Annotated in this window: 1 protein-coding gene; it reads left to right on the forward strand. The window is 59.4% G+C overall.

The annotated features are described in order from the left end of the window. Nucleotides 1–2 precede the first annotated feature (2 nt). Nucleotides 3–433: GTP-binding protein (locus tag LNV08_RS22995; RefSeq protein ID WP_263536069.1), on the forward strand; the 431-nt coding region annotated here is incomplete at its 3' end.

Genomic DNA, 433 nt, shown 5'->3' on the forward strand with positions numbered 1-433 from the left:
AAATGGCAAAAAGCAAATTTGAACGTACCAAGCCGCACGTCAATGTGGGCACGATCGGTCACGTTGACCATGGCAAGACCACGCTGACGGCTGCTATCGCAACCGTGCTGTCGAAGAAGTTCGGCGGCGAGGCCAAGGCTTACGACCAGATCGACGCAGCACCGGAAGAAAAAGCCCGCGGCATCACGATCAACACCGCTCACGTTGAGTACGAGACGGCCGGCCGTCACTACGCACACGTGGACTGCCCAGGCCACGCTGACTATGTGAAGAACATGATCACCGGCGCGGCCCAGATGGACGGCGCGATTCTGGTTTGCTCGGCCGCTGACGGCCCGATGCCACAGACCCGCGAGCACATCTTGTTGGCTCGTCAGGTGGGCGTGAAGTACATCATCGTCTTCCTGAACAAGTGCGACATGGTGGACGACGC

Origin of the sequence: Paucibacter sp. TC2R-5, assembly GCF_025717605.1 — a bacterium.
GTDB lineage: Bacteria > Pseudomonadota > Gammaproteobacteria > Burkholderiales > Burkholderiaceae_C > Paucibacter_A > Paucibacter_A albus.